This is a genomic window from Streptomyces tateyamensis (assembly GCF_003205575.1).
GTDB classification, from domain to species: Bacteria; Actinomycetota; Actinomycetes; order Streptomycetales; family Streptomycetaceae; genus Kitasatospora; species Kitasatospora tateyamensis.
Map to the genome: position 1 here is coordinate 1 of NZ_PYBW01000079.1, position 8,917 is coordinate 8,917.

General features: G+C 71.2%; 4 protein-coding genes and 3 pseudogenes. 4 read left to right on the plus strand and 3 right to left on the minus strand.

The features are described from left to right. On the plus strand, positions 1-318 hold a 318-nt coding region (locus C7C46_RS34370), incomplete at its 5' end, for a hypothetical protein (protein WP_220040660.1). Positions 319-484: 166 nt separating this feature from the next. Here C7C46_RS34370 and C7C46_RS20870 read toward each other — a convergent pair. The 3 genes and pseudogenes from C7C46_RS20870 to C7C46_RS37740 form a co-directional block, all read right to left on the minus strand. Beyond that, entirely contained in the window at positions 485-2,713 is a 2,229-nt protein-coding gene (locus tag C7C46_RS20870) for a tetratricopeptide repeat protein (protein ID WP_110671409.1), read from the minus strand. A gap of 11 nt (positions 2,714-2,724) precedes the next feature. Continuing rightward, the gene (locus C7C46_RS20875) at positions 2,725-3,960 is read right to left on the minus strand and encodes a hypothetical protein (RefSeq protein WP_220040661.1); all 1,236 of its coding nucleotides are present in this window, start codon (positions 3,958-3,960) and stop codon (positions 2,725-2,727) included. 1,490 nt (positions 3,961-5,450) lie between these two features. Then, positions 5,451-5,633: pseudogene (locus C7C46_RS37740) on the minus strand (IS701 family transposase); the annotation flags it as partial. Positions 5,634-5,700: 67 nt separating this feature from the next. Between C7C46_RS37740 and C7C46_RS20885 the strand changes: the two are divergent. The 3 genes and pseudogenes from C7C46_RS20885 to C7C46_RS20895 all read left to right on the plus strand — a co-directional run. Beyond that, positions 5,701-5,955, plus strand: a pseudogene (locus C7C46_RS20885) (helix-turn-helix domain-containing protein); the annotation flags it as partial. Between the two features lie 636 nt (positions 5,956-6,591). Continuing rightward, complete coding sequence (gene ltrA, locus C7C46_RS20890) at positions 6,592-8,061, plus strand: group II intron reverse transcriptase/maturase (RefSeq protein ID WP_110671410.1); 1,470 nt, start codon at positions 6,592-6,594, stop codon at positions 8,059-8,061. A gap of 113 nt (positions 8,062-8,174) precedes the next feature. After that, positions 8,175-8,734 (plus strand): annotated as a pseudogene (locus C7C46_RS20895) (transposase); the annotation flags it as partial. Positions 8,735-8,917 lie beyond the last annotated feature (183 nt).

Genomic DNA, 8,917 nt, shown 5'->3' on the forward strand with positions numbered 1-8,917 from the left:
GAACTCGGAACAGGCCCTAGCGGGGGGATCTGGGCCCGCGTGGAGCAGGCCGCGGCCCAGCATGTCCGCCAGGAACGGGAGGCAGCGGAGCGGGAACGGCGCCGGCCGGCCGGCCTGCCGCCGCTGCGCGGCGCCGTTCTCGGACAAGCGGTGGGCCGAGAAGGAACGGGGCTGGGGCGACGACGGGCTGTGCGCCGGCTGCTGCCAGGCCGAGGCGCCGACCAGGCGGAGCGGGAGGCCGCCGAGCGCGAGCGGGCCGCCGCCGAAGCCGTGGCCGCCGAAGCGGAGCGGTGCGGTGCCTGGTGGCGCCGCACCTGACCCGGCCCCGTCCCCGGTGCGGGCCGCTGACCTGTGGTGGGGAGTTTGGGTACCCTCGCTGACCTGCGGTGGGTATTTTCGCCCCGAGGCGGTGAGTTCGCGCCCCGGGGCCGCTGGTGAGTTTGCCCGCCCGGGCTGGTTTCCTGGGGGTGGTAGTCGCGGTCGGTCAGTCTGCCGCCAGAGCCGCGAGCAGCGCGGCGGCCTCGGCAGCGAACTCGGGGGCGAGGCCGAGCTCGGCGTCCTGTCCGGCCTCGACACAGGCCTGGAGGTCCGCCCGGGCGTCGGCGGGGCGCCCGAGGTCGATCAGCACCTGCGCGCGGCGCAGCCGGGCGTCGGCGTCGTCGGTCTGCGCCACCACCTCGTCGAGCAGCTCGAGCGCCTCCGTCAGGTGCCCCGAATCGTGCCGGGCCACGGCGAGGTTGAAGGCGATGCCGGGGTCGCCGGAGTGCGTTCGGGCCGTCTCCAGGTCCGCCAGCGCCTGGGCCAACTTGCCCTGCTGGTAGGCCAGTCCACCTTGCAGCGCCCAGGCCTCCGCGTTGCTCGGGTCGGCCTCCAGGGCGGCCGACAGTGCTCGTCCGGCGGCCTCGAAGTCCTGCTCAGCGGCATGGAACTGCCCCTTGAGGCAGAGCAGTTGGGCGTGCTTCGGGTCGATCCGCAGGCCGGCCTCGACATCCAGCCAGGCTGCGGCCGGGTCGCCCAGTTCGGCGAGCAGCGAAGCCCGGTTGAGGTGGGCGTCGGTGAACGCGGGATCCAGCTCCAGCACGTAGCCGAAGTCCGCCACCGCTCCGGCCAGGTCGCCGAGTTCGGCCCGGACGTCGGCCCGGTTGTAGTACGCCTCCGGGAACGGCGGGGACAGCTTGATCGCCTGCTCGAAGTCGGCCAGCGCCAGCTCCAGTTGGTCGGCCTTGCGGCGGATCGTGCCGCGGTCGAACCAGTACTCGGCGTAGTTCGGGTCGAGCTCGATCACGGCGGCGTAGTCCGCCAGGGCCTCCGGGTAGCGGCCGATCGCGTTGTGGACCTGGGCGCGGTTGTAGCGCAGGACCGAGCGGTGCAGGCCCTGCTCGCCCGGGTCCAGGGCCTCGTCGAGCAGGGCGATCGACTCGTCCAGCAGCTTGAGCGCCTCCAGCGGGCGCTTGTCGCGCACCTCGATCAGGGCGAGCCCGTTGCGGTTGAAGGCGGTCTGCATGGCGCGCTCCTTGGGTGCGCCGTGCAGCCGGGCGAGGGCGATGGCCTGGTTGATCCAGCCGCGGGCCAGCACGTGGTCGCGGTGGTCCTCGTCCAGGTGGCGGGTGTAGAGCATGGCGGTGGCGTACGCGGCCTGCATGTGGATGCTGGGGCTGTCGGTGGCGGCGCGGGCCTGCGCGTAGATCGGCAGCGCCTCGTCCGGGATGCCGAGCGCGGCGTAGGAGGTGGTCATCTTGGTGCTGAAGATCCACCAGGCGTCCGGGTCGTCGGCGAAGGTCGTCAGCGCGCGGCCGCGGCTGCCGTAGTCCACCGTCGCATGGTAGAACCCCATGTCCATGCAGTAGTTGAGCGCGTGCATCAGGGCCTTGCGGCCCGCGCCGGCCGGGTCGCTACCGTGCTCCGCGTGCCAGGCGATCGCGCCGAGCGCCAGCGAGGGCTCGCCGCTGAGCTCCAGTACCTGGCGCCGGGTGTCGTGCAGCAGGGCGCGGGCGTCCGGTGCGAGCGACCGGTAGGCGGCCAGCAGACGCGGATCGTCCGAGGTCCCGTCCTCCTCGACGAAGCGGCGGGCCGGCTCGGCGGGCAGCGGCGCCGGCTCGGCGGCCCGGTCCAGGCGGCGGCAGTGGGTCCCGACCGCCTCGGACAGCGCGACGGCGACGGGCGTGTCCGGCTCGGTCAGCGCCTCTGTGCCGGTGGTCAGCACGAGGGTGAGTACCACCGGGTCCATCCGGCGCAGCAGGACCGCGACCAGTTCCCGGTCGGTCGGGTCGGCGTGGTGCAGGTCCTGGACCACCATGGTGCGCGGACCGTCACCGAGCGCCTTGAGGTAGTCGGCGAGGAACTCCGTCAGGCCGTGGGCTATCCGCAGGGTGCGTAGCCGGGAGTAGAAGCGGGTGCGCTCGGCGGGCACGGCCAGCGAGGTGAGGGTCTCGCGGCTCGCGGGGACGATCGCCCGCAGTTCCGGCGAGGCGGAGAGGATCTCCACGTCGTGCCGGGCCACCGAGTCGGGGCAGCGCAGCAGCGCGTCCGGCACGATCTCCCGCAGCAGGTTCCCCGCCGCGGTGTACGGACCGCGCAGGCGGCGGTGGGCACTGACCTCGGCCAGCACCGGCGGCACCGCCAGGGCTTCGGCGGCCGTGCGGCGGCCGGCCGGATCGGCGCTCCGGAGCCAGAGGTGCTGCGGGGTGCCGGCGGCGGTGCTGGTTCCGGTCACGGTGCTGCCTTTCATCCGACACTGACGGGCTTGGCGCCGGCTGTGCTGGCACGCCGACGGTTGCGGTGGGCCAGCCAGCCGACGGCGATCAGCTGGGCGGCGTTGAGGACGACGAGGACGGTGGAGTCGATCAGGCCCGCGGCCGAGCCGTGGCCGTTGTAGCGCCGCAGGACACCGAGCACGAAGGTCAGGCCGACCGGCAGGACCACCAGGACGAAGCTGACTGCGGTGAGGGTGTAGCCGCCCGCCATCAGCCAGGCGTACCAGCGGGCCACCTTGCGGTCGGTCGGGTGCCAGAGTTCCGGGTCCTCCGCGGGCCGCCTGGTCCAGCGGCGCGTGGCGTTGCGCAGCGTGCCGCGGGCGGCCGTGTGCAGGTCCACGCAGCCGAGCAGGGTGGTGGCCAGCACGTAGAGGTCGGTGCGCAGGTGCAGGAAGAACTGCCAGACCAGCCGGAGCAGTGTCGCGTAGGCCAGGGCCAGACAGAGCCGGCCGACCAGCGGGAAGGCCCCTCCCGGGCTCCGGGTGGCGTCGGCGGCCAGGGTGAGCACGGCGATCACCAGGACGTCGGCCACCATGCCCGCCAGGATGGGCAGGTAGCGCTTGCGCCGGGGTACGGCGACCAGGCCGTCCATCGAGGTCTCCAGGACGAGGTACATCATTCGGTGGCCGATCCCCAGTCGGGAGCGCAGGCCCAGCCGCCGGCCGGCCAGCGTGTGGAAGCCCTCGTGGATCAGCAGCAGCGGGAACTGGCCTAGAAACAGCGTGAGTTCGATGACCGTGAAGTAGCCGGTGAAGAACAGGTGGTGGTTACGCGGGGCGAGTTCCGGGACTCGGACCATCTCGATCACGCAGGCCGCGAGGACGGCCGCGTAGCAGAGCCAGGCGGGAAGACTGAACACGGCGCGGCCCAGCCACTGCCAGCGGACCGGCGCCGGCGCGGCGGGCGGTGGCGTGGACTCGCCCGGCGCGGCGAGGAAGCCCAACTCCGCCAGAGTGGAGAGGAAGTCGGCGATGTCCACGGTCTCGCCGAACTCCTCGGCATACCGGTCGGCTGCCTGACGGGGCGTCAGTCCGTCGGCCAGGTGGCGGACCAGTGCCGCACCGTCGGCGGGGAGCACGACGTACTCGTCGATGTCGGCCCGGCCGACCACCACGTCCTCCCCGTCGGGGAGGAACACCAGCGGATGGAGCGCCCGGGGCTGGTCCAGGTCGGTCTCGGGCAGGCCGCTGCCGGTCGTGGATTGCACGCACGCTCCTCGGAGGGTGGAGCCGTCGGGTTTCGTTGCAAGGGTGGATGGGCCGCCCGGACCGGGTGGCCCATCCACCGACCGGCGAACCGGCTGCCTCGGTAAGGGAGTTCACAGGTGGACGTGGGAGCGCCTGCGCAGGACTGGTCAGGCTGACCGCGCAGGGCCGGTGCACGACGAGCTTCTTCGTGCCGGCCACCTGCCGTCCCGGTCCGGGGCACGGGGCACCGTTGCGGTGCTGCTCAGGCAGCGGCGAGGAAGTTGCGGGGGCCATGGCATGTGGTGTAGACCGGTTGCACGACACCGCTCGGGCGGACCGAGCCGGACTCACGCACGACGGTCTTCTTCATGCGGGCCACCTCCTTGCCGGGCCTGCCGAATCGGCCGGCCTTGACGCCCGGAGGCGTCCGGTCAGGCGGCGACGCAGGTACAGCCGTAGAGCGGCTGCGCGGCGCTGGTCAGGCGGACGGAGCCGGGCTTGCGCACGACGATCTTCTTCATGTGGGTCTCCCTGTCGGGTGTGGTGAGTGGACGTGCGGAAACGTTCCGTCAGGCGGCGACGCAGGTACAGCCGTAGAGCGGCTGCGCGGCGCTGGTCAGGCGGACCGAGCCGGGCTTGCGCACGACGATCTTCTTCATGGTATTCACCTCCTCACCTGATCTCGGGCCGGAGCCGCCCCGGGCGGGGCTGCTCGCGGTCAGGAGGCGTGGAGCCGGCGAAAAGCTGCAAGACGGAGCCGACGGGCGGCGCTGGTCGGGCGGACCGGACCGGACGTGCGCACGACGATTTCTGTTCCGAACAACTACCTTTGCAGATAGCGATGTTGGACTCGTCCGAAGCTGACGCTGGCTCAGCTGCAGTCAGCATGCTCATGGCCCGCGACGGTGTCAACGGATCCGGCACGGGCGCTTCCGCCCCGGGAACGGCCGCCCTCCGCCGCTCCCCGAGGCGCCCGCGGGGCCCGGAACCTGATGTCGCGACTCGCGTGGGAACGACGATCAAGGCTTGCGCTCGGGCCGTGCTGAGGTGAACGGGCGGTAGCGGCCGGTCCACGGGAGCACGGAGGCGCCCTGCCGCGGGCCCCACCGGTCGGTATCCGACCTACGAGCCCGAATACGTCCGCCGCGTCGTCCTGGGACCCGTCGAACTCACTACTCGCGCTAGCCCTTTCGGAGCCGGATCCGTCGCTGGCGTACCTCGGTCGACGTAGCCGGTCTGGTGTCCCCGGTCCGGCATGTCGGTCATACCGGATCTGTTCCTACCGGCACCTGGAGAACGGGACGGTGGGTCGCCCCCGGCCTACGCGCAGCGGCTCGTGGGCGAGCGGATGGCCCGCGACCGCGGGGCAGCCTGGCGCCACGCCCATGGCCCGCGGCCCGCGGAACTCGTGCCCGGACGCGGGCGGCACCGGCCCGGGGCTCTCAGACCCGGGGCTCCCCGCCCGGGCGGCTGCGGGCAGGCATGGTCGCCTCGGCAAGGCGCCGCCCGGCTCGGCAGCGGCACCGGCGCTTTGCCGGTGCCAGGCTGAGGTCGGCAGACGGTCGGCCACGGCATCCGCGCGAGCGGCCGTGCGTCCCTGGTTGATCCTCACCCGGGTGCTGAAGGCGACGGCGAGGACGAAGCCGATCCCATGGGACTCCAACAGGGCGCGCAGGCCAGGGCCTTGGCCATACTGACTTCGGCGCGCCAGGGTGAACTTCCCGGGTTTGCCTGATGGGTTATCCGATGGTGTGTGAGATATGTCGCCGCGCTGCCTGGAGAAGCTCGCGGCGTATCTGGACCAGGGTCCGGCCGCGCACGGTTGGGTGGAGGGCCAGGTGTGGACCGCTTCGCGGGTGGCCCCGCTGATCGGGCGGAGGTTCCACGTCTCGTACAGCGTCTCGGGTGCTACACGGCTGATGCACAGGCTCGCCTTCACTCCGCAGATGCCTGCGAGGCGGGCCGCGGAACGTGACGAGCAGGCCGTCACCGCGTGGACGGAGGTGACCTGGGCGTAGGTAAAGAGCCCGGGCGGACTGCGACGGGTGGGTCTGCTTCGAATTGCGCCGTGAGGCGCTGTGGTTCGTGTGGAGGTGAGAGACCTTCACCGCCGACCTGTCGTAGCAGGGAGGTGGAGCTGAGGGCAGCCTGATCCGGGTGATGCCGGGGAGGGCGGGAGCGGCCCTGACAAAGCCGGGACGTGCCAGTACTGCCAGATGGTGCGGGTTCGGCGAGCGGGATGGAGAGGAGTACGCGAGGAACCGGCGTCTTTACGTCTCTTAACGATTACACCGGCTCGAACCTGGCGGATCTGGGCCGGAAGCGGTGCGCACTCGCCGCCGGAGGGTGGTGGGGAACTCCTTGGCCGGTATTTCGAAGCTGTCCGGGAGGCCACGAGGAAGGTCTACGGCGTACTCGTGGCGATGCCGCAGGGACACAGTCGGGCTCCTACTCCGTCGAGCGAATCGCAGTGAACACGGGAACCACCTGGTCGCAACTCCCGTCAACGGACAGCCAGTCCGCCGGGCGGGATAGGCACATCGACGGCTGAACGGGCCGGGTGGGGCGGAGCCGCCGTAGTACTCCGAGCCGGGGAGAGCCCGGCACATGGGGAAGGGCGGCAGCGGTATCGAGAAGGGAAGGACGCTGCAATGCCGGAAGACGCGCCGCCGAACGGCGGTGCTCTGCTGGAGGTGGCCCCGGTGGGACCGCGCCAGCGGGTATCGGAGATGCAGGCCAAGCTTCACCGTTGGGCGGCGGCCGATCGCGGCCGTCGGTTCGACGATCTGTTCAACCTCGTGCACGACCCGGCGACGCTGATCGCGGCGTTCGACCGGGTCGCGGGCAACCGGGGAGCCGGCACTGCCGGCGTCGACGGCCTGACCGCCGCCGACGTCGAGGAGGCGCTCGGTGTTCCCGGGTTCCTGAATGACCTGCGCGGCCGTCTCAAGACGGGCGCGTTCCGGCCGCTTCCGGTGCGGGAGAAGAGAATTCCCAAGCCGGGAGGGTCGGGGAAGGTTCGGCGGCTGGGGATTCCCACTGTCGCCGACCGGGTGGTCCAGGCCGCGCTGAAGCTGGTGCTGGAGCCGATTTTCGAGGCCGACTTCAAGCCGGTGTCGTATGGCTTCCGGCCCAAGCGGCGGGCCCAGGACGCGATTGCCGAGATCCACTTCTACGGCACCTGCGGATATCGGTGGGTGCTGGACGCGGACATCGCCGCGTGCTTCGACGAGATCGACCACGTGGCGCTGATGGACCGGGTCCGGAAGCGGGTCAAGGACAAGCGGGTGCTGGCGCTGGTCAAGGCATTCCTGAAGGCCGGGCTGATGTCCGAGTTCGGCGAGGTCCAGGAGACCCTGACCGGCACGCCGCAAGGGGGCATCCTGTCCCCGCTGCTGGCCAACATCGCCCTGTCAGTGCTCGATGAGCACCTGCACCGGGCGTGGGAGAGCGGCGGTGAGCTGTCCAACAGCTCTCGGCGGTGGCGGCGCCGGGCCAAGGGCCTGCCGTCGTGGCGGCTGGTCCGCTACGCGGACGACTTCGTCGTCATGGTCGACGGGACCAGGCAGGACACCGAGGCGCTACGCGAGGAGGTCGCCCAGGTGCTCGCACCAATGGGGCTGCGGCTGTCGCCGGCCAAGACCCAGGTGGTGCACCTGAGCGAGGGGTTCGACTTCTTGGGGTTCCGCATCCAGTGGCGCCGCAAGAGGGGAACGGACAAGTGGTACGTCTACACCTTCATCGCCGAACGACCCCTGCGGGCTCTGAAGGCGAAGATCCGTTCTATGACTCACAGAACGTCGCAGCAGGATCTGGCCGTGGTGCTGTTCAACTTGAACAGGGCCACACAGGGCTGGGCCCGCTACTTCCGGCACGCTGTCGCGAAGCACGTCTTCAGAAAGGTGGACCACCTCGTCTGGTGGCGGCTGGTCCGCCTTCTGTGCACGCGAAACCGCTGGAATTGGCGGGATGTCCGCCGACGGCTAACCACCCCCACAGGGCGGTGGCTCTCGATCACGGCGGGCAGGAGCGAGCTGCGAAAGATCAGCGCGATCCCGGTCACCCGGTACCGCTATCGAGGTAGCAAGATCCCCAACCCCTGGGTCCCCGAGACCGCCTGACGGCAGAGACCGTGGAGAGCCCGTTGCGTCGAGAGGCGCACGGCGGGTTCGGCGAGAGGTCCGGGGAAACGGACCGGGAGCAATCCCGGCACCGCGCCCCGGGCCTACTCAGCGACGAGGCCGGCTTCACGCGCAGGCCGCCCCGTGGACGAACTTGGGGACGGCGGGGCATCACCCCGGTCGTGAAGGTCTCCGGCAACCGCTCCGGACGTGTCTCGGTCGCCGGTCTGATCGCCGTGCGGCCGGGCTCCCGGACCAGACTGTTCCACCGCATCCGGCGCCGCACCGGTCGCAAGGGCGAGCGGCGGAGCCTGTCCGAGCGCGACTGCATCGGCCTGATCGACGGCATCCACCATCTGGTGAAGGCGCCGATCGTGCTGGTCTGGGACCGATTGAACACCCATGTCCCCCACGCGATAAGCGAGTTGGTCGCTGCCAGGAACTGGCTGACCGTATCCATCCTGCCCGCCTACGCGCCGGACCTGAACCCCGTGGAGTGGCTCTGGGCGCACGTCAAGCACAGCCTGGCCAACCTCTCCTCGGTCGCCGTCGACCGTCTCGAAGCCCTCGTCCGCAAACCGGCTCAAACGGCCCCGGTACCGCCCCGACCATCCTCGACGGCTTCCTCGCCGGGGCCGGCCTGTCCCTGGACCTGCCACCACCATCACCCTGAAACGCCGAAGCCAGGAGGACGTCGACGCCGTTGGGGCTGTCCGGGTCGGCGCGGTTGAAGGTGGCGCACCCCCGCCCGCGGCACCGCCACCCGCGGGGTAGCAGGCGGCGGGTGTACGAGGAGGCGCCGGCCGCCGGGCCGAATCCGTTCGCCTCAAGGACGGATCCCGCTGCTCCCTGACGG

What these genes read in the sequence shown, in the direction of transcription:
- ltrA (WP_110671410.1), top strand. Translation starts at nt 6,592, where the DNA reads ATGCCGGAAGACGCGCCGCCGAACGGCGGTGCTCTGCTGGAGGTGGCC.